The sequence below is a fragment of the Psychroserpens sp. AS72 genome (genome assembly GCF_038900375.1).
In the GTDB taxonomy this organism is placed as follows: domain Bacteria; phylum Bacteroidota; class Bacteroidia; order Flavobacteriales; family Flavobacteriaceae; genus Psychroserpens.
Genome location: NZ_JBBMRC010000002.1, coordinates 470236 through 490639 on the forward strand (window position 1 = coordinate 470236; position 20404 = coordinate 490639).

A 20404-nucleotide genomic window follows, 5' to 3' on the forward strand; every position below is an offset into this window, starting at 1 on the left:
TAGTATTGATTAATGAATTGATTTTGATAATCCAAATTTAAAAATATAATTTGGGGCAATCTTTAATTAAAGATTTTTTTATAATCATTTAAAGGAAAGCGATAGTAATAGCTTTTTCCAACAAGAAATATAATAAAATGAGTAATAAACACAGGTATATGTGGTCTAGTCCGTTTTAAAAAAGCATCATAAGTTTTATTAGAATAATTACAAATTAAGAATGGTATCGTATTAGGATGTAAATAATTCTTATTAATATTCTTTTCATCTATTTTTTTAGATGCGTTAAAGCTTTCAAAATAAATTTCGTTTTGTTCTGGAAAAAACTCATAAATCTCTAATACTGATAACGGTTCATTTTTATTTCGGGTATAAAAAAACAAACTATATGATACATCTATTAAAATCCATTTATTTAAAGTTTTGGAAAAAAATTCATTAAATGAATGTCCACCATACTCATTACTAAAAGGAGCTCTAGTATTTCCCCACTCACGTACTTTAATATTATTTATGACGCAAAAATTATTAAAAACTTGTGCCATATCACTACAAACACCTCCTTTGCCAGAAAGCATAATTTTTAAAGCTTCGTCAGAAGGCTCACTCAATCCTGGACCACCTTTGATATTATTTTGTAACCAAACACTTAATTGTTTTACAAGATCAAAATCATTTTCTGGTTTACCTTCTTTAAAAATGATGTCATTAACTTCATTAAAATATTTAGGAATATCTTTTATGTGATTTTTAGCATTATAAGATTGCTCTTCAATACCTTCAATATTTGAATTTTTAGACAGCAGTTTAAAACGTGCTATATATAAAAATGGATGTCGTTTAAAAATCCAAGATATTTTCTTTAAAATCATTTACAATACTTCGTTTAATAGCAAGTGCTAAATGTAATTTTTTTTTACTGTTAGACCAAACAATCTTAATTATCTAATAACAGTAATAAAAAAAAAGGTAAAAATTAAGTGGAGTTGATTAACTAACTCCAAGGAGATATCCCTCAACTAATCTCCTAATAATTCTTCCTTTATTCGTTTATTATAATATTTGTAGGTAAATTTTATCAGTTCTTGATTTTGGGCCTGAATCATCTTAGAATACTGAAAACCAGACAAATTTAACGTTTTTTTAATTTTATCAGCAAGATTACTCAAAGTAATTGGAAAGAATAAAAACCCATTTATTTCATCCTTTACATAGTCTTCTATTGAAGATATGTTAGAGACTATTGGTAAACACCCATAATTCATTGCTTCGGCTATTACCTTAGGAAACCCTTCAGATGCCGAAGGTAGTATTATGGCATGTGATATTTTATAAATATTATGAACTTCATTACGAGACAAAAATCCATGAAAAATAAAGTTAAGGTCACTCTTATTTGCAAGTGTTTGGTAGTTTTTTTTGGCTTTTCCATCACCTACAATATGTATGGTATTTAGCTTCGCTTTTTCAGTTATACTCAAACTCGTTAATGTTTCAATAAGTAAACCTATACCTTTTTCGGCTTCTAATCGACCTACAAAACAAAAACTCAGAGAAGTGTTCTCTATGCTTTTATTGTTAATAACTCGTTTTCCTTCGGAAATTTCCTCCTGAGTCAAACAGGGATTTTCAAAAGTTAAACATTGCGATTTTTGATTTTTCCATTTACCATTAATTGTTACTTTTCTTTTTTGGTGCCTTAGTAACCAACGCTGGAAACTATAAGCAATAGGCGCATTTTTTTGTTTCCAATTACCTGCGTATTTAAACCAGCCCTTTTCCGAAGTAAAAAAAATTAAATAAGGAATAACAAAAACACCAATTCCTGTTGGTGCTCTGAATTGGAAATAATCTGTTCTTTTTATGGCTTGATTTACCGTTTTTATAACTGAAGGTGCTTTCCAAACAATAGCTAGCTTATCACTAATTTTAGGTCCTCCTAAAGCAGGCAAAGCAAAAAACTTAATCTTCTTTGATGTATATGGCAATGCACTTGGTGGTGGCACTGATTCATGTAACATCGCTACATGGATTACCTCATCAAACACCTCCACTAAGTGATTAATTTCGGTAATTGTTGACCCTAAACCTACAATTGTTCCTTGTGAAGTTTTATAGTGCTCTGTATGTGAAATTATTGTTAGTGTACGCATTCAATTAATTTCATATATTCTTTTATAATGTTTGCCCAATCATGCTGTTTTGCCCAATTTAACGCTCCCTTTTGATAGGTTGCTTTATGAGACAAAATTCGTTCTAAAGCCATACTTAGTTGTTCAGAATCATCATATGCAACTAATTCTCCAGACTCATTAGGTTTTATTGCATCTTCAATACCACAATCTCTGGAACCAATTGCAGGAACACCAAAAACATTAGCTTCTAAAATAGCAATCCCAAAGCCCTCAACATCACCTGATTTATCTTCAGAACTTAACATCACAAAAACATCTGTTTTACTCAACATATTTTTTAATGTTTGTGCATTGACACTACCATGAAATGTGATGTAACTTTCAACTTTTAGTTGTTTTGCTTCTTTTGAAAAGGCCTCAGCTTCAGTTGGAATTCCAATACAGTGATAATGCAATTCTGGAAATTTTTTGATAAGTTCAGGCAATTGTCTAATCACATTTAATTGTCCTTTTCTTGAACTTACACGACCAACAGTGGTCAAAGCTGGTTTTCCCTGTAATTCAAAACCTGAAGTTTCTGTGAGTTCCCAATCAGACAAATTGATACCATTAGGAATCACATTAACATTTCGATTTAAGTGAGATACTAAATCTTTTGTGTAGTTAGACACTGCAACAATTTTATCAAACCGCTTTAATGCTGAGTCTATAGATTTCCGAAGAAAAAAAGATTTAAAATTCACCTCTGTTCCATGTATCACAGCCATTGTTGGTACATTTCTAAAAATACTCAAAAGACCAACATTCCAGAGTGAGAACTTTCCAGTTGCTATAATAAAAGATGCTTGATTAATACTATTACGCGTCATCAAAACACGTTTTAAATACATTTTGTACCGAAAACTAAGTCGTTTAATTCGTGTAATAGAAAATGGTAGTGTTTGATCAAATTTATCTTCCTCTTTACCAGTTTCAGAACGTTGATCTGCTATAACTTGTACTTCAAAGTCCTGCTCATACAAATGTAATGCTAGATTAAACGCATGATTCCCTATACCACCTGGCTGAGGCGGAAACTCGGAAGTAACTATAACAATATGTTGCTTAAGTGAACTCACTTTAATGCTTTAATTAAAGGGCCATCCTTGATTTTTTTAGTTGCAAGACTCCAAGATTTTAAAACTTGATAAGCTACCAAAGGTAATATCAAAATACTTAATAAAACACCTAATAGCATTAAGGGTTTATTTTTTTTAAATTGATATGGAAAAATAGATAAAGGTATCATTCGTAACATCGCCAATCTTGACGGTTTATTACCAAAATAACGCCTAAAAAAATACAAAACGCTTGGTATTGGTCTAGGCGCAAAAAAGTTAGAGGGTCTAAAAGCATCCCAACTTCCCATTTCTCGCAATCCACCTTCACCAGCTTTTACATCTATACATGACGCTTTAGGGTTTGATATACTTTTAATATCTGCCAGAAACAAACGCAAACCAAACTCTCCATCACCCATTCTTTGTTTTTCGAATTGACGATCAAATAAATTCACTGTTTTAAATACGTCTCTATAAAGCATTGCATTTCCTGTTGCAAACTGTGAAGCTACAGCGAAAAACGAGCGCTCTTTAGGAATTTTCCCTCCTTCGGGATAAAAAACACCTGCAGATACTCGAGCTTCAAAAAAGTCTAAACATTTTAAATGCGACGAAATCCAATTTGGTTGTATTCTTACATCATCTTCTGAAAGTGCAATAAAGGTACCTTTAGCTTTTCTAATAGCATTATTTCTAGCCAACCAAAGCGCTTTTTCATCTTGACGTATAAGCTGAATATCTAATTTGAAATTTTTATAAAAATCTGCATTAAACGGATCTGATTGATCCACTACAATGACCTCAAAGTTTGAGTAATCTTGTTGTTCTAAATCATTTAAAACATCTTTCAAATAAATATACCTATTCAATGTTGGAATAACGACACTCACTTTAAGATTATTCTCTATCAAAGTTGACTCAAAAGCTGCATATTTGTTGTCATATATAGAAATATCATCAATCTGAGCTCTCTTGACATGCCTTGTTTTATACCAACCGCTAATTTCTTTAATAGGGTTCTTAAATGAAACTAAACGTAGAAGCAAAACATAAAACACCCAAGCTCTGTTAAAATATTTTCTAATGAAATGGTAGTTATCTATTACTGATATACATTTAAAAGTAGAGTAAGTTTCAACATCTCCTATGTAACCTTTTTGAATAGCCTGCCATGACAGATCATAATTTTTTGCAATATCAGAACTGAATGTTGTATCAAATTTTAATTGCTCTTTTATCATTTCTGGCAATTCTTCAGCAATAGGAAATATAGACTTACCAGTTGATGTAACTAACTGAAAATAATTTGTAGGCTGAAGATATTTTAGAAATTTAAATAGCATTTCTTGATGTCACTTATGTGATTTAAAATTATTGGATTACGAAGATTGTCAATTTTGATTTAAAATTACAGCTTTCACCTGATTATAAATAATATCCTTTTCAAAAGAACGCTCATACATGATTTTAAAATAATCAGATTGTTTTCCTTTTTCATCTATATACATACTCAATTTGCTAACTAATTCTTTAACAGAATGTGGATTAAAACTAATATCATCTATAGAAAACTTTTGAGAATCAATAAATCCTAAAGAACCAAAAGATTTAGATACCAAAACTGGTCTACCTAAAGCAATAGCTTCTATAAAAACCAAACCAAAAGCCTCGTGAAAACTTGGCAAAACGATAACATCCATACAATCATAAAAACTAATCATCTCACTAACATTAAGTAACCCTAGAAAAACAACGTCTTTTTCTAAATTTAGAGAATTAACTAATTGCTTAAGTTGAGGTTTATACGATCCATTTCCCGCTATAAATAATTTTACGGGTTGATTACTATTTTTCTTTAATTGGTATAAGGCTTCTATTGCTAGTTTATGGTTTTTATCTTCAACCAAACGACCAGGGCAACCAATACTAAGTCCTTTAAAATCATATTCTATTTTTGATATTTCAGAATTTGATCGATAATTAGATATATTAGTCCAAAATGGTATTGATATAGTTCGTTTTTTAGGCACTTTATAAACAGTATGAATCTCTTTCTCTAACTGTTTCGAATTTGCTATTACAACGTTTGCTCTATTTAAATAAAAAGTTTTATTTTTTATTTTAAGAAGGTTTGGTTTGGTATGTCCAAAAGCAGTATGAAACCAAGCAATATTATGAGAAACCCCTAATAAACGTCCAAATAAAACAGCAGGATTTATATAGCTAAAGTTTGATATGATTACATCTGGACGAACTTTTTTTATGATTTTATAAATATGATAATGTTTTGAAAAAAAACCACCACGTTTTTCTCCGTACACTGTGACATCTCCTTGATTAAAATAGGCTTTCTTATGCTTTAGATAAAAGTTAAAAACCTCAAAATTATCTTTACTTAATCTATCAGATAATTCTTGATAGAATTCTGACAAAAGACCTTTGTTGTAAGAAAAAAATATTAAAATTTTCAAAGAGAATTAGAAGTATTAATGAATTTGCAATATAGAAAATTCAAAGTATTCATAGGTAATAAGCAAGTTTAAAATAGTAAGTAGGTTTAAACATCTTTAATTTTATAAGAGTAATCATTTTCAATAAAGCCTAAATAATCATTAATCACTTTTTTTTGATTTACGAAAATGTTATTGATATTTAAATTAAATTAAATAAAACTTGAAATGGAAAGAGTTATTAGAAAGGTTGTAAGAAAATTTGGTTTTGATACTATCAAATTTAAAAAAAATGAAATAGGAATTTATCCATTTTATGATAAGGCAAAATTTATTAAATCTTCAGACCCCTTATTTTTAGAAGTAGGTGCTAATTGTTGGTCAAACAGGTAAAGATTTTAAAGAAGTATTTAAAAACTGTACTATTCACGCTTTTGAACCTAGTCCTGAAACTTTTGAAATTCTAAAAAACAATACTTCAAGTGTGAAAAATTTACATTTATGAAATTTAGGAGTTGGAGCCTCATATGGAGAGCTATTATTAAATGAGTATATTCATTCAAACACAAATTCGTTTTTAAATATACATGAAGATGATCCAAGTAGTCTTAAAAAGAAAACACGTGTAAAAACTACTACAGTTGATACATTTTCTAAAACTAATGAAATTAAAAAAATTGACGTTCTAAAAATTGATACTAAAGGTTTTGAATTAGAAGTATTTAAAGGTGCCAAAAACTCTTTTCTAGAAGGTAATATTGGATTATTATTTTTTGAGGCACGCTTTGTTAATGGCCATGAAGACATGCCAAAATTTACTGAACTTTGGGATTATGTTATAAAAAAAGATTTTGAATTAGTTTCAATTTACCCTTTAGTACACAGAAAAAAATGGGAGTATACACTAATATCTTATTTAAACATAAGAGTTATTAAATTCTATTTTTTTATTTGCTTAACTCATTTAAAAACTTAAAATCACGGTTTGTAGCATAATCATTCTCGTAAAGATTCAAAAATCTTTGATATCCATTTGTAGCTAAATAATCTCTCAAACTTTGATTAACTATAAGTTTTTCTATTTGAGTTGCTAAATCTTTAGAGTTACCAGTTTCAAATAGCAATCCACTTTCTTCAGGAATAATTATTTCTTTAATACCAGTATTATTTGCTCCTATAACACAGGTGCCAACGCTCATTGCTTCAATAACCGTAAAACCAAATGCTTCAGAATTGCTTGGAATAATAGTACAATATGACTCCTTATAAGCTTCTAAAACATCTTTTTTGTTTTTTTCACCTAAAAATGTAATGTTATTAGACACTCCTAAAACAGAAGTAAGTTCCATTAACTCCTCTAAAATAGCACCATGACCAATTATGGATAATTGAATATTTGGGAATTTTTTCAATGCTAGAGCAAATGATTGTATTAAAACATCAATACCCTTACTACGATGTAAACGCCCAACATATAAAAAATTATTTTTAGAAGTATTAATATGTTCTAACGAAGTACTATAATCTTTAACCGAATTAGGGAGTATGGTTACTTTATGATCAGGGATTTTAAAAAAATTAACCACATCATTTTTTGTTGCCTGAGAATTAGTAACGATATGAGTCGCCAAACTATAAATTTTAGACTTCCTGATTACCTTATATCGTGTTTGTGAATATTGTGAACTTAAAGTTCTAATCCAAGCTAGACGAGTCTTAACACGAAAAATCCATCCAGCTATCAAATAAAGATTAACGAAACCAAACATGGATATAATCATACTTGGTTTGTACACTCTCATTAACTTACACAGAAACCAAAAATTCTTCCAAGATGTTGTTTTTCTTGAAGGCCATTTTAAAACAGTTATAGAATCGTCTAAACTTACATTTGTTTTACGAATCTTGTGTGTTATCACAACGACTTGAAACTCCTCTGCCAGCTTATTACTTAATACAACAAAATAATCTGAAGTTGAATTATTCATTATATTGAAAGAAATAAAGCAGGTATTCATATATTAATTTTTATATAATCTCGAAATGAGATTAATAATAAGATAATAATTACGGTAAAAATCAAGAAACTCTTTTACTTGTTTGTCCAGATAAAACTTCTTATGAACTCTAATAATTGCAACTTGTTTCTAACTTATTTTTTCCATGGATAAATATAATAGTTTTTCAATAGTGTTTATTAATAATCTCGGTTTTCGTTCAAGGATTATAAAACCTGTTATTCTATTTTAAATATTTTCTGATTAACCATTAGTATTGCTAACCCACCAAAGTAAGCTAATAGCTTATGCATTAAGAACTGTTTTACAAAACCCTTTTCCTGAACACTTGGTTGAATCTGTATCTTCGAAGTTTAAAACCTCTGTTTCAACTTAGTTTTACTTAATTTCTTTAAATATCTAAAGATTCTTGTAAACCTAATTGATAACATACACGTTTTTATAGCCTTTTCTTTGGGTTTATTACAAGATTATGATACTAAAATGAAAGGTTTAGTTGTTTTGATAAGACTAAATTATTATAATTTACAAAAGTCTTTTTTTAATTGAATTGATAAAATTTAAGAAATTTACTATTCTGTATTTCCAAATTAAATTTTTCACGAACCCGATTGGAAGCTTTATTACCAATTTGTTGTTTTATATCAGAAGGCAAATTGATAACATCGATAATTTTCTGAGCCAATACCTCTGGTTGTCTTTTAGGCACAACCCAGCCAGTAACATTGTCTAGTACGTTTTCATCAAGTCCTTCTGCATTAGATACAATACTTAATAATCCCATTGATTGAGCTTCCAATACAGCATTGCAAAAGCCCTCTTGAATACTATACTGCAAATATATACTAGATTGTTCCAGCTGCTGTCTCACTTCAGTTGGTGACAATCTTCCAATAAAATTAACGTATTCAGTTAATCCTAGCTGATGTGTAGCAAAAACCAATCGCTCATATTGATCACCATCTCCTATAATTGTATATTTAAACAATACACCTTTTTCTTTCAAAATTTTCAGAGCTTCTAAAGTATATTCCAAACCTTTTTTCCAATGTAATCGAGCAATGGTTACAATATTAATAGTATGGTTTGTTTCAAAGACTGAAGATTGTTTTAATTTAAAAAAGTTTGTATTGATGGCTGGTGTAATGACATGAATAAAATCTTTAGGAACACCATAGTCTATCAATGTTTGTTTCATTTCGTTTGACAAGACATGATATTTCACTTCTTTTTTAAATAAAATATCATAGCATCCTAAATGTTTTAAAGGAGACAAATAGAGATCGTAACCTCTAAAACTGACTGCCATTTTCGCACCAATCGCTTTGGCAACATTTTCATGTCTATATGCAAGTATTCCAAATCCATAATGCAACCAGTCCAAATCAAAGGGAAGAAAGAATTGATTAAGAATAAGGTTTTTAAAACGTCTCTTAAATGAGACATCATCAGCCTTATCAAGTAGAAACAATCTCAAACTTCGTTTTGGGGTTAAGAACACTATTTTGAAAATTGTTACAATTCCATTGAACATTGTCTTAAATAAATTACCACCAAAATTTGGCGCTACAACCACTTTACATGGAAAATCAATTGCAACTCCTCGATTGTTCACAAACAGTATTACTTCAAACCCTTGAGACTGTAGACCTTTTATTTTATTCCGAAAAAAAGTTTCAGAATACCCAGGAACTGAAGTGAGTACAAGACCAATTCTTAATTTATTTATAGGTTTTTTCTGCATTAAATTCAAAATTACACTTTTCTAAACAATTCCAATATCACATTTATCATCTACTTTGTTTGTTTTGAGATTTGAGTGTTTTTAAGGCTTCATGCCTAATCTCAGATTTTATTTCTTCAGATAAGTTTTGAATTTCTATAATGCTTTTAGCTATTAATTTCGCGTTTCGTATGGGGACAATAAACCCAGTTTTACCATGTAATATAATTTCATCAACCCCTCCACAATCTGTTGTTAAAACTATAGTTTCTAATCCTATAGCTGTCAATACAAATTTGTTTATGCCGTTTTTCACACTTGTTTGCAGATATAGATTAGCATATTGAATCTTATCATTTATATATTCTAATGATTTTTGTCCCATTAATGTTACCTGATCAGTCAATTCTAAATCGTTGATTTGATATTGCAATTCTATATCATGAGAATCGCCTATAATGAAATAATGAAATGGAAGCCCAGCTTCCTTCAAAATTTTGCAAGCATCTAAAGCATAAACATATCCATTCTCCCATAGCGGTTTACCTACTGAAATAATTTCAAAATTAAATTTTTCCATTTTTTAGAATTGGATGATTTTTTGAATCAATTTTAGCAAATTGGTTAGCTCCTCGATTTATTAAAAATTGTGATAAAACACAACCCATTAAATAGGTTTTTTGGATTAAGCTTATATACTGAAACGAAAGTAATCTTTTAGTTGCTTCAAAATAGTAACCATTTCGCAGCATTATATTTAAACTATTTAAACACCTATATTTATATCTAGAGATACCTTTTGAATGGTTTTGCTCTACGAAATAATTTAAAACCATTAAATACACTTGATAAATGGATGCCATTTTAAAAATATCTTTCTCGGAACGATAGGTCATTGATCCACTGTGCGATCTTACTGTAAAAAGTATTTTATTAACATGAATGATTTTTATATCACTTAAAGATGTGAAAAATCGAAAGAAAAAATCAAGATCTTGGTTTTTTTTTAGCGTTTCATCATATTTAATTTTATCTAATTTATCTCTACGTAACATAAAAGAATATGGCCCAAAGGACACATTGTAGTCTACTAAATCATTAAGGATATTACCACTAAAACTTTGATTCGCAATTCTGGTTCTTTCACCCTTTTCATTAACATTTTCAAATGCGGAAAAAACTACGTCTATATCGGAACTTTCTAAAAAAGGCTCTATTTTGGCAGCTATAAAATCAGGAGCCATAATATCATCACTATCAAACCATTGTATATATTCTCCTTTGCTCTTAGAAAAACCATAATTTCTTGCGCCATTTCCTCCAGACAGATGTTCGTTTGGCCTATGATAATACTTAAATCGCTGATCCCTTTCTATATAAGCTTGCATCAATTCATCTGTGGTATCAGTACTTCCATCGTCCACAATGATACATTCCCAATTATTATAAGTTTGTCTGATAACACTTTCTAAAGTTTCAGAAATGAGGCTTGACCGATTAAATGTTGGTATTATAATAGAAACTAATGGACTCATTACAATAATACTATTTAATTTAGCAATTAGTTACAATAATCGCTTTTCTAGATATCTAATTAAAATTTCCTAAAAAAGATGTAAATTCAAATATAGTACAATAAGATTATATATCCGTAATTATACATAATTCCATAAATTTAACGTCTACAAGCCTTTTAAAAATTCGTACTTTATTATTTCTCATGCGAATAAAATTATTTGATACAGTTGAAAGTTTTATTTAATTTTTTTGGTAATTGACTTTAATATACAGTTTGACTATACTAATTTCTATATTAACCTATATGATGGTTTATTTTTTTTGTTTTGTCGTATTATTCTTCACTAGTAGCGAATCTCAATATTATCATAGATAGTTATACCTTTCTCAATATATTTATTGAAGTTTCAAACTTATTTAAGAAATCTATTCAAATGATTTTTCATCAATTCCAAAATAGGCAAAAGTGTCCTTGATCTGTTTGTCATTTTTCCCCTCAAAAACGTTGGTTGAATATAAACTTTTATTTTGGGAATTTGGAATTTCCATAAAAGAAGTAAAATAGCGATTTGTAAATACAACAGGGATATCACAACTAACTTCATTACCTTTCAACCAGATGTCATCGGCATTTAAAGCCAATCTCTTAATATTCTCCACATCAAACAGTTGCTCATTAAACAATCTAGGATTATACAAAACACCTCCAACTCCTGTAGCTAATAATGTATGCGAAGGCAAACTATGACCAATCTCATTTATCCGCCAACTCCTATAAACATTAAATTCCCCATCTGTCACACCTATTTCCCTCACTCTATTGGCTATAACACAATGTGATTGTTTTTTATGATGTTCCAATAAAGTTTCTAACATATCAATAGGGTAGAGCCAGTCATCATCAACAGTTACGATAAGATGTTCTGGGTATTTTTTAAACACGTAAAAATACTTAGTATGTGGTTTTAAATCATTACAAAATTCTATTTCCAAACCAACATTTTTTAATTCTAATAAAGATTCTGGAAGATCGTCCTCTTGGTTAGGAAACTGCTCTTGACCTAACCATAAAACGACCTTAAACGGTCGATATGTCTGATTTAACACACTTTTAATTGCAAGATAAATCACAGGAATTCTTTCAGGATATGAAGTTAAGCTTACCACTAATTCACTTTGAGAATCTACTCCTAGTTTTTGTATTGACAACTTACGGTAGTAGTTTGGTAACACTTTTTTTAAATACTTATATATCTGCCAATGTATCCAAAGAACTACTTTATTCGTTTTTTTTGAAGGTTTTCTTGCTAAAAAGTAATTATAAATAAAGTGAATCATTTGATGTTATCTCTATTTAAAAGTTTCAAATATAAAGCTTGATGATTTTTCAAAAAATCTTTTATAGAAAAGACATCCACAACTCGTTTTCTCATTGCTTTTTTTAAATCTAACTTTTCTGTATTAGGTAAATTTCGAAAGGTTTCAATTTTATTTGCTAAGCCAACAATATCTCCTGCTTGAAACATACATTCTGGAAAAGGTTCTAAAATATCTCGAATCCCAGTAATATTAGACCCTAAAACGATGCACTCCATAGACATGGCTTCTAAAGGTGCATTTGGAATTCCTTCTCGACGTCCTTCATCTTTAGTCGGTATTACAAACAAATCTGATAAAGCTAAATATGGTTTTACATCCAATTGTTTTCCAATAAACTGAAATTGGCGTTGATTCAAATACTTTGTTTTTAATTTTTGTGCATATGCTCCAGTATCATCTCCAACAATCAAAACTTTTAGGTTAGGATTGTTTAAGTAATTAACAGATTCCAATAAAACCTCAATACCTTTAACCTCTACCAAATTAGCTACTGAAATAATTACAAAATTTTCTGGTGTTAAATTCAATTGACGTCTAATGGTTTCTGAAGGGACTTTGGGTTGATAATGCTCAACATCAATAGCCAAAGGAAAATTCACAACTTTGTCTAACATATTTGAAAAATAATCAGTCATCATATCTTCGTTAACAGCAATTACCTTCCTACTCAATTTAGATCTTAATTTCCAATAGCGACCTTTCCAACCCATAGCTTTTTTAGTATATACGTAGGGTATGCCAGCCAATTTTGCAGCCAATGGCTCAGATATATCAGAGCTCCAATGCCAAGAATGAATAACATCAAATTCATTTGCTTTGAAAAAGGCTCTTATTTTTAAAACTTTTAACAAAAAACTTAATGGTGGTCGATAATCGGCAGTAAAAGGAAACAAATGAATTTTAACTCCCAGTGCTTCAACTTCTTTAAAAAAAGCCCCTTTATTATGGAAACAACAAACTTCAGGTTCAAAAAGGGTTCTATCCAGCCCCTTAACCAAATCATAAACAGATTTACCACTACCTGCGGTATTAAAATTTGGAATGGTATATAAAATTCTTAAACGTTTATGAGTCATCTTTTTTATATTACTTGATTCAATCAAAATAATGTTAACTATGAGTTCTTAAAATTCTGTTGATGCCATAAAGATAATGTTAATAGTACACTAACAGCATGCGAACTAGCAACAGCATCACCATGATTAAAATCTTGATAAACCTCCTTAATAATTGTTTGTGGAATCCAGTGATTAAATTTATCTTCAAACAAATGACTTTCTAATTGTTTAACATTTTCGTTTCCTACAAATTGTAATTCCCAATTACGTTGAATGTAGGGTTTCCCTATTAAGCCTTGTCCTACACGTTTTAATTTATTAAAAACCCGATATGGGATATTATATGGACTCCGATTATATTGGAAATTATTGAGATTGAAAGGTTTATTTTCTTGCCATGTGATATTAGATAGAGCTTTATCTTGTTTTAAATGTGCAATCTGAAGTCTTCTATCTGACAAATATGCTTCTGGAATGGTACAAATAAATTCACACATCTCGTCGTCATAATAAGGCATCGTTATAGGATGTGCAGCCTCAAACACACACAAATTAGTTGTAGTCCATCTGTGTGCCCACTGACTAGTTTTAAAAGCTCTTATTTTAGCACTTAATTCAGCTATTTTAATCTTATCTAAGCCTGTTTCAATCCGAGCTATTAAATAAGACTTAAAGTCCCCTTCTAGCTCCCAATATTGCCATAATTTTTCAGCAAGTTCCATCCCTTTGGGTTTGACCATCTTTTTAAGCAAAAAAGGAATAACTTCTGAATTCTTAAGTCCTTCAGGAACACCTCTATCAAACAACACGTCACCCCAATGTCCTAAAGAGAAAACTCCTTCCATCTGTTTTAATTCTGGTAAAACAGCCATTTGTCGAGGATGGGTGAATTCGGAATAACCATTTATCAACTTAGACAATTCATTTATGGATCCCCATAAATATCCTTTTGGAATGGTAAAGGCTTTGAAATCAAAATCACAAGCAGTAGCAATTTTTTTTGCTATCTGATGCTCTTGGTAGCCATTTTGAAATGCATAACTAAAGCTCTGTACTGGATTTGGTAAATTCTTAAAAATAAGAGCTTGGCTTCTGCTATCCAAGCCTCCTGACAGTGGCAGTATCACTGGTGAATCACCTACCTGTTTTCTAGTTATTTTTGTAAGTAAGTCTATATATTCTTCAAGTGCCGTTTCAAAGGTAATCTCTCTAGGTGTATAATGCCATTGAAAAGACGGGGTGCTTTTAATTAGATATCCTTGCTCATCTAATTCATGTTGATGTGCCGGAGATAAACAAACTAAATCATGCCAATAGGTGTCCTCATCCATAAAAAAACCCGTTGCCATAAAAATGCAAATAGCCTCTAAATGGAGAGTATGTTCTGCATCTGCTTTCTTAATAAACTGCAGTTTAGCAGGAATGATTGGGGTATTTATTATCATAAGATTATTAAGGTACTAATATAATAAAAAGAAGTAAAAGCATATAAACAATGTCTCAAAACAACCGACTGTAATTTTGTATTTTCCTTAGGTTTAAACATACAAATATTTAATTTTTAAAAGTAAGAACAAATCATAAACATATTTAAAACAACCTTACTACACTTGTAGAATAAAATTTTACAATTATATAGATGCCTTATTATTTTTTAATTTTTGTCCATTCCTCAAATAAATGTAGATTTAAGTGCTCTTTTCTATGTTTGTTTAAAACTGAAAATTCATAGTATTCGTTCTGCACTTTATCTTTTATATTATTAAAAGAAGGATACTGTTTTCTAGATATTATTCCAACTCCCCAATCTGTATCAAAGCAAATTGAAAACAAATCACTTTGATGTCTTACTTTATAAAATGCTTTCCAGGTAGTTCCATTCCAAAAAGACTTAGCTGGTGAGTTTTTAAAATTATATTCCTCTCGTTGATGAAATACTGAAGGTGGGTTACAATCGTGTAAAATTATAAATCCATTATCATTCAAAAACTCTAGACTATTTAAAATATCTTTTTCGACCTGAGAAGAAATATGCAATCCATCAATATAAATGACATCAAATTTAATATCTGATTTAATTTTCAATTCATCACTTTTTAATTTTTCAAAAAAGAGATCTGAAGTCATCTTAAAATCTACAGGGTTATCTTCAAACTCAATCCCTGGATCTACAGAATATTTATTTTTACATTGAATTTTATTAAAATTTTTTCTTGGGTCTCTTACACCAATTTCTAAATAAAACTGAGCATCTATTACTGATATCAAATAGTTTATTATATCTGTTCTTCGAGGCGTTTTTAAGTTTTCTGAAATTGATAATTGAGCTGTGTTTTTAAAATAATCATCAAAATAAATTTGTTTCCCTATCCGATAGGTATTAAGGAAATCAACAACATGTTGTTTTAAAAAATTCATAGTTTCAATTAAAATAAATGTTCTTTTTTGTTAATATTCTTTTCTTCAAGCTATTAAAATAACGTTTTTCTGAAGGATTTTTTATAAAGTATTTTATCAAATAAATTAGATAAGGCATCCCATTTTTTGAACTAATTTCCAGCAAATACTGGGTCCTCATAGCATATTCATAGTCTTTTTTATTAATTATTTCTGGGTATTCGTAAGCAAAAGAAGCTAATAATTCTCTAGTTGCTTTAAATTGTTTTTCTTTATTAGAAGTCACTGAGTTCCTATTCAAACGTCGATCTAAACGCACAAATACTTTATGCAATCCATAAATTTTAGAAACAAGTGAAAAACGTAATACATAGGTCCAGTCTACACTAATACTCGGATAATGTTGAGTAAAATACAAACCATTGTCTGTATGTACTGATTTTCGAAACATCATACAGCTGTTTACTACTTTTATATGTTGCTTATAGTTCAACATAAACATTTCTACACCTTCAGGATACTGCTTCCCTTGAACTAAGATGCCTGGAAACTTACCATGTATATGTTCCCCTCCACTAAATTCCGCAATTCCAGAAACCATTCCAATTGAAGGGTCTTTATCTAATAGCTCGACTTGTAATTGTAATCTTTCCGGATAATAATAATCATCCTGTTCAGCTACTGCTATATATATTCCTTTAGTTTGATGGACTAAACGATTCATTGTTGGTCCTAGCCCTCTATTTGTTTTATTCTTTAGGATAGTAATATTCCTGAATTTTAAAGCATACTGTTTTAAAATATCTTCTGAATTGTCAGAACTACCATCAATACAAGCTATAAGCTCAAATTCCTTATAAGTCTGCATCAACAGACTATCTAAAGTTTTCTCTAAAGTTTTTTCACCATTGTAAATGGGTAATATAACGGAAACGTGTATCATGAATGTGTAATGAAATATCCTTTTGCCATAGTGTATGGTAATATTCTTTTTGAAACCCTCACTTTTTGGAATGGCGCAAAAAAATTGGAATCATAGCTTTTATTTAGTTTATATACCTTCTTAGAACCATTTCTTTTCTCCCAGAGCAATATAGTTAACTTATTTAAAAAAGTAACGATTTGTTTTTATGAATAATGAATCAGAAATCAAATGATATTTATAAAGTATCAACAAGGCAAACCCGAAAAAATATTGAATTGTATTTATGTATTTTTTAGTATAAAACAACTTTAAACTCTCTTTTAGGTAAACCACATCCTGTCTGTTTTTAGAGCGATGTAAATTTTTCACACAAGCATAATAGTAAGATTTTAATAGACCTTGTTTTCTAACATCCAAAGAATAGGTACTGTGTATCTTCAAAATTAAAAACCTAACAGACTCACAAGACTTTCTTACGATATCATGTTTTAAACTTATGGGTTTTGCACAATAATAAAAATCAACTACATTATCAACAACTTTATAGTTTGTTCCAACAAACAGTGCTCTTATGGAGAGTTCAACATCTTGCAATCGCTCCAAATTAGGCTCAAATTGACCAATCTCCATAAAAAAGGGTTTCTTCCATAAGATAGCAGTTGTTTGCCAAATAAATTTAGCGTTTAAAAAAAAATCTAGATAGTTAATGTTTAAACTACTTCCTTTTGTATGAATGGTGTTATTTGCTACCACAGCAAAATTTTTAAATACTGCAAACTCATTAAACTCAAGAGCTCTATTTAATACAAAATCTTTAGAGATATAATCATCAGCATCTAAAAAAACTAGATTATTATAACATGATGCTTCTGCTCCTTGATTTCTACATACTGAACCATTTGTTTTGCTTGTGTTTTTTATGAATTGAATCCTATTTTCATTTATATCATTTATCCATTCTTCAATTTTAAGAATAATATTATTATCTGAAAAATCATCAACGACAATCCATTCCCAACCATTATCGGTTTGTTCCTGCAAACAATTATAGATTCTCTTTAACCCATCAAATTCATTATAATGTGGTGTAATAATACTTAAACTCATGCTTTATTTTAGCTCAAATTTTGACATTAATCATAACTGGCCTTCTAACTTTGTGGTGAAACTCAAATATATAAGCTTTATTGAATTATACAATGGAATCTACGAAATATTGACATTGAATCAACTGTTAGAAATAATATGTTCCAATAGATTAAAACTAGCCCAATATCTCGTTCTTTAAAAAAGATTATATTTAAATTTTATTTAGTATTTTTTATTTTAGATTTAACGTCTTATAATCGCTCACAAAGATAAATGTTATTTAATTCCATAGATTTTGCCATTTTTCTACCAATTGTTTTTTTACTGTATTGGTTTGTTACCAATAAACACTTAAAACAACAAAACTTTTTAATTGTCATTGCCAGCTATATTTTTTACGGTTGGTGGGATTGGCGATTTTTAGCATTGATTGCCTTTAGCACGATTGTTGATTATACAGTGGGCTATTATTTAGGTAAAGAAAATAATAGATTGAAAAGAAAAGTACTGCTATGGATAAGTATTTTGGTTAATCTCGGATTTTTGGGATTTTTTAAATACTATAATTTCTTTCTAGATAATTTTATTACAGCCTTTTCATTATTTGGTCACCCTATCAATGCTAGATCCTTGAACATCATTTTGCCTGTCGGAATTAGCTTTTACACCTTCCAAACCTTGAGTTACAGTATCGACGTATATCGAAAAAAATTGGAACCTACCAAAAACTTCATAGCTTTTGCAGCTTTTGTTTGTTTTTTTCCACAATTGGTAGCAGGACCTATTGAACGTGCCACCCAACTGTTACCGCAATTTTACAAAAAACGTCATTTCGAGTACTCAAAAGCTGTAGATGGGATGCGACAAATACTTTGGGGTCTCTTTAAAAAAATGGTCATTGCCGATAACTGTGCTGTCTTAGTTAATACTGTTTTCGACAATCATCAAGACTATTCAGGAAGCACTTTAGTATTAGGCGCTGTATTTTTTGCCTTTCAAATTTACGGAGATTTCTCTGGTTATTCAGATATTGCCATAGGTACAGCCAGGCTTTTTGGATTCAATCTGATGCAAAACTTCGCTTTCCCTTATTTTTCGAGAGACATCGCTGAATTTTGGCGAAGATGGCACATCTCGCTTTCTACTTGGTTTAGGGATTATCTATACATTCCTTTAGGTGGCAGTAGAGTCTCAAAATCCAAAGTGATAAGAAACGTCTTTATAATATTTATAGTTAGTGGATTTTGGCACGGAGCCAACTGGACATTCGTTGTTTGGGGTGCGCTCAACGCTATTTATTTTTTACCTTTACTGTTAACTAATAAAAACAGAAACCATCTGGAGGTGGTTGCTATTAATAAAACATGGCCATCTTTCAAATCATTTTCAAAAATACTCATGACATTCAGTTTAACCACATTGGCATGGATATTTTTTAGGGCAGAGAACATCACACATGCGTTTCAATACATTAAAGGAATTTTCAACACCTCTCTATTTTCTATTCCTGAAATAAGACCTACAAATATTTTGGTCCTTTTAGTTTTATTTATCGCAATCGAATGGATTGGAAGAAGAAACCAATACGCTATTGAAACACTCGGTTTTCAATGGAAACGTCCGTTAAGACTGACTTTTTACTATGCTTTAATTTTGATTATATTACTGTACAGTAAAAACGAAAATACTTTTATTTATTTTCAATTTTAAAGTATGAGGCTATTTTTAAAAAATACCATTCTGTTTTTGAGCATAGTTTACGGAAGCATTTTTATAATGTTAGTGAGTAGTAATTATGTGATCAATTCGAGGGCAGATTTTAAACTTAAACCTAATACAAATAAGATAGTACTTGGCAACTCACATCCTACTGGCACTTTTAATGATTCGCTGATTTCAAATCTTAAAAATCTATCAGACCCTGGAGATTCTTATTTTTATGGTTATCAAAAGTTGAAAGAGATTCTGAAACAAAATCCTCAAGTGGATTCTGTATTTGTGGAATTCAACCCAAAGACCATTTTAAAATGGGAAGACTCAAAATTATGGAGAAAGCATCAAGTACCTAACTATTTAGCGTTTTTTGAATTTGAAGATCATCGGCTACTAGCTACAGACAATAATATTGGATATCAACAGGAGTTAATTAAAGGTATTGCTAAAAATTTACAACGAATCATATTGAACCGCTACAACTATATAGATTCAATTGGTGGATATCGATATGTTAATAATACTCGTATTGAATCCATATTAGATACTTTAACATATAATCCACAAAAACAATATAGTCTAAAAGAGAATAGCTTATCCCAATACGATATTTCATATCTAAATAAAATGGTTCGTCTTTGTGAAACTGAAAATATTAAAATAGTTTTCGTGAGAAGTCCATACCACAAAAAATTCGATGGACACAGATTTGAAACTATTTTTCAAACGTATCGCAAAGAAAATTTCGAAACGATACCATTTTTAGATTTTCAAAATTTCCCAATGGAGGATTCCGATTTTAAAGATCTCGAGCATCTTAATCATATTGGTGCTAGAAAGTTCTCGTTATGGTTTGAAAAAGAATTTTAAAACTTATTATACACTTTAGAAATCAATA

General features: G+C 29.9%; 19 protein-coding genes. 3 read left to right on the top strand and 16 right to left on the bottom strand.

Annotation, left to right across the window (positions count from 1 at the left end):
- Positions 1 to 62: 62 nt before the first annotated feature.
- The 5 genes from WNY78_RS05630 to WNY78_RS05650 all read right to left on the bottom strand — a co-directional run bounded on the left by WNY78_RS05630 (position 63) and on the right by WNY78_RS05650 (position 5667).
- A complete protein-coding gene (locus tag WNY78_RS05630) occupies positions 63 to 872 on the bottom strand; it encodes a transglutaminase domain-containing protein (protein ID WP_342872213.1) in 810 nt (269 codons plus the stop codon).
- A 147-nt stretch (positions 873 to 1019) separates the two neighbouring features.
- Positions 1020 to 2153 (bottom strand): glycosyltransferase, encoded by a 1134-nt coding sequence (locus WNY78_RS05635; protein WP_342872214.1) that lies wholly within the window; start codon positions 2151 to 2153, stop codon positions 1020 to 1022.
- Positions 2141 to 3253, bottom strand: coding sequence for a glycosyltransferase family 4 protein (locus WNY78_RS05640; RefSeq protein WP_342872215.1), 1113 nt, complete (start codon positions 3251 to 3253; stop codon positions 2141 to 2143). The genes WNY78_RS05635 and WNY78_RS05640 overlap by 13 nt, the downstream gene beginning before the upstream one ends.
- The gene (locus tag WNY78_RS05645; RefSeq protein ID WP_342872216.1) at positions 3250 to 4578 is read right to left on the bottom strand and encodes a glycosyltransferase family A protein; all 1329 of its coding nucleotides are present in this window, start codon (positions 4576 to 4578) and stop codon (positions 3250 to 3252) included. The genes WNY78_RS05640 and WNY78_RS05645 overlap by 4 nt, the downstream gene beginning before the upstream one ends.
- A 48-nt stretch (positions 4579 to 4626) precedes the next feature.
- A complete protein-coding gene (locus WNY78_RS05650; protein WP_342872217.1) occupies positions 4627 to 5667 on the bottom strand; it encodes a glycosyltransferase family 4 protein in 1041 nt (346 codons plus the stop codon).
- Positions 5668 to 5913: 246 nt separating this feature from the next.
- Between WNY78_RS05650 and WNY78_RS05655 the strand changes: the two genes are divergently transcribed.
- Positions 5914 to 6078, top strand: coding sequence for a hypothetical protein (locus tag WNY78_RS05655; RefSeq protein ID WP_342872218.1), 165 nt, complete (start codon positions 5914 to 5916; stop codon positions 6076 to 6078).
- Positions 6079 to 6240: 162 nt separating this feature from the next.
- Here the strand turns inward: WNY78_RS05655 and WNY78_RS05660 are convergent, their stop codons facing one another.
- The 11 genes from WNY78_RS05660 to WNY78_RS05710 all read right to left on the bottom strand — a co-directional run bounded on the left by WNY78_RS05660 (position 6241) and on the right by WNY78_RS05710 (position 17811).
- Complete coding sequence (locus tag WNY78_RS05660) at positions 6241 to 6492, bottom strand: hypothetical protein (RefSeq protein ID WP_342872219.1); 252 nt, start codon at positions 6490 to 6492, stop codon at positions 6241 to 6243.
- Positions 6493 to 6632: 140 nt separating this feature from the next.
- Positions 6633 to 7673 (bottom strand): glycosyltransferase family 4 protein, encoded by a 1041-nt coding sequence (locus WNY78_RS05665; RefSeq protein ID WP_342872220.1) that lies wholly within the window; start codon positions 7671 to 7673, stop codon positions 6633 to 6635.
- 571 nt (positions 7674 to 8244) lie between these two features.
- On the bottom strand, positions 8245 to 9447 hold the full coding sequence (locus WNY78_RS05670; RefSeq protein ID WP_342872221.1) for a glycosyltransferase family 4 protein: 1203 nt from the start codon (positions 9445 to 9447) through the stop codon (positions 8245 to 8247).
- Positions 9448 to 9493: 46 nt separating this feature from the next.
- Complete coding sequence (locus WNY78_RS05675; protein ID WP_342872222.1) at positions 9494 to 10006, bottom strand: glycosyltransferase; 513 nt, start codon at positions 10004 to 10006, stop codon at positions 9494 to 9496.
- Entirely contained in the window at positions 9993 to 10961 is a 969-nt protein-coding gene (locus tag WNY78_RS05680) for a glycosyltransferase family 2 protein (RefSeq protein ID WP_342872223.1), read from the bottom strand. Before WNY78_RS05680 ends, WNY78_RS05675 begins: the two co-directional genes overlap by 14 nt.
- A gap of 409 nt (positions 10962 to 11370) precedes the next feature.
- Positions 11371 to 12282 (bottom strand): hypothetical protein, encoded by a 912-nt coding sequence (locus tag WNY78_RS05685; protein WP_342872224.1) that lies wholly within the window; start codon positions 12280 to 12282, stop codon positions 11371 to 11373.
- The gene (locus WNY78_RS05690) at positions 12279 to 13400 is read right to left on the bottom strand and encodes a glycosyltransferase (RefSeq protein ID WP_342872225.1); all 1122 of its coding nucleotides are present in this window, start codon (positions 13398 to 13400) and stop codon (positions 12279 to 12281) included. The genes WNY78_RS05685 and WNY78_RS05690 overlap by 4 nt, the downstream gene beginning before the upstream one ends.
- 38 nt (positions 13401 to 13438) lie before the next feature.
- Entirely contained in the window at positions 13439 to 14827 is a 1389-nt protein-coding gene (locus tag WNY78_RS05695) for an asparagine synthase-related protein (protein ID WP_342872226.1), read from the bottom strand.
- A gap of 202 nt (positions 14828 to 15029) precedes the next feature.
- Complete coding sequence (locus WNY78_RS05700) at positions 15030 to 15800, bottom strand: class I SAM-dependent methyltransferase (RefSeq protein ID WP_342872227.1); 771 nt, start codon at positions 15798 to 15800, stop codon at positions 15030 to 15032.
- Positions 15801 to 15804: 4 nt separating this feature from the next.
- On the bottom strand, positions 15805 to 16722 hold the full coding sequence (locus WNY78_RS05705) for a glycosyltransferase family 2 protein (protein WP_342872228.1): 918 nt from the start codon (positions 16720 to 16722) through the stop codon (positions 15805 to 15807).
- 159 nt (positions 16723 to 16881) lie between these two features.
- The gene (locus WNY78_RS05710; RefSeq protein WP_342872229.1) at positions 16882 to 17811 is read right to left on the bottom strand and encodes a glycosyltransferase family 2 protein; all 930 of its coding nucleotides are present in this window, start codon (positions 17809 to 17811) and stop codon (positions 16882 to 16884) included.
- 255 nt (positions 17812 to 18066) lie between these two features.
- Between WNY78_RS05710 and WNY78_RS05715 the strand changes: the two genes are divergently transcribed.
- The gene (locus tag WNY78_RS05715) at positions 18067 to 19503 is read left to right on the top strand and encodes an MBOAT family O-acyltransferase (RefSeq protein WP_342872230.1); all 1437 of its coding nucleotides are present in this window, start codon (positions 18067 to 18069) and stop codon (positions 19501 to 19503) included.
- Positions 19504 to 19506: 3 nt separating this feature from the next.
- Positions 19507 to 20376 carry a hypothetical protein gene (locus WNY78_RS05720; protein WP_342872231.1) on the top strand — a complete coding sequence of 290 codons (870 nt, stop codon included), beginning with the start codon at positions 19507 to 19509 and terminating at the stop codon, positions 20374 to 20376.
- Positions 20377 to 20404: the final 28 nt, after the last annotated feature.

Coding starts and splice junctions, on each gene's coding strand:
- WNY78_RS05630 (WP_342872213.1), bottom strand. CDS start 872: ATGATTTTAAAGAAAATATCTTGGATTTTTAAACGACATCCATTTTTA.
- WNY78_RS05635 (WP_342872214.1), bottom strand. CDS start 2,153: ATGCGTACACTAACAATAATTTCACATACAGAGCACTATAAAACTTCA.
- WNY78_RS05645 (WP_342872216.1), bottom strand. CDS start 4,578: ATGCTATTTAAATTTCTAAAATATCTTCAGCCTACAAATTATTTTCAG.
- WNY78_RS05655 (WP_342872218.1), top strand. CDS start 5,914: ATGGAAAGAGTTATTAGAAAGGTTGTAAGAAAATTTGGTTTTGATACT.
- WNY78_RS05660 (WP_342872219.1), bottom strand. CDS start 6,492: ATGTCTTCATGGCCATTAACAAAGCGTGCCTCAAAAAATAATAATCCA.
- WNY78_RS05665 (WP_342872220.1), bottom strand. CDS start 7,673: ATGAATAATTCAACTTCAGATTATTTTGTTGTATTAAGTAATAAGCTG.
- WNY78_RS05670 (WP_342872221.1), bottom strand. CDS start 9,447: ATGCAGAAAAAACCTATAAATAAATTAAGAATTGGTCTTGTACTCACT.
- WNY78_RS05675 (WP_342872222.1), bottom strand. CDS start 10,006: ATGGAAAAATTTAATTTTGAAATTATTTCAGTAGGTAAACCGCTATGG.
- WNY78_RS05680 (WP_342872223.1), bottom strand. CDS start 10,961: ATGAGTCCATTAGTTTCTATTATAATACCAACATTTAATCGGTCAAGC.
- WNY78_RS05685 (WP_342872224.1), bottom strand. CDS start 12,282: ATGATTCACTTTATTTATAATTACTTTTTAGCAAGAAAACCTTCAAAA.
- WNY78_RS05690 (WP_342872225.1), bottom strand. CDS start 13,400: ATGACTCATAAACGTTTAAGAATTTTATATACCATTCCAAATTTTAAT.
- WNY78_RS05695 (WP_342872226.1), bottom strand. CDS start 14,827: ATGATAATAAATACCCCAATCATTCCTGCTAAACTGCAGTTTATTAAG.
- WNY78_RS05700 (WP_342872227.1), bottom strand. CDS start 15,800: ATGAATTTTTTAAAACAACATGTTGTTGATTTCCTTAATACCTATCGG.
- WNY78_RS05705 (WP_342872228.1), bottom strand. CDS start 16,722: ATGATACACGTTTCCGTTATATTACCCATTTACAATGGTGAAAAAACT.
- WNY78_RS05710 (WP_342872229.1), bottom strand. CDS start 17,811: ATGAGTTTAAGTATTATTACACCACATTATAATGAATTTGATGGGTTA.
- WNY78_RS05715 (WP_342872230.1), top strand. CDS start 18,067: ATGTTATTTAATTCCATAGATTTTGCCATTTTTCTACCAATTGTTTTT.
- WNY78_RS05720 (WP_342872231.1), top strand. CDS start 19,507: ATGAGGCTATTTTTAAAAAATACCATTCTGTTTTTGAGCATAGTTTAC.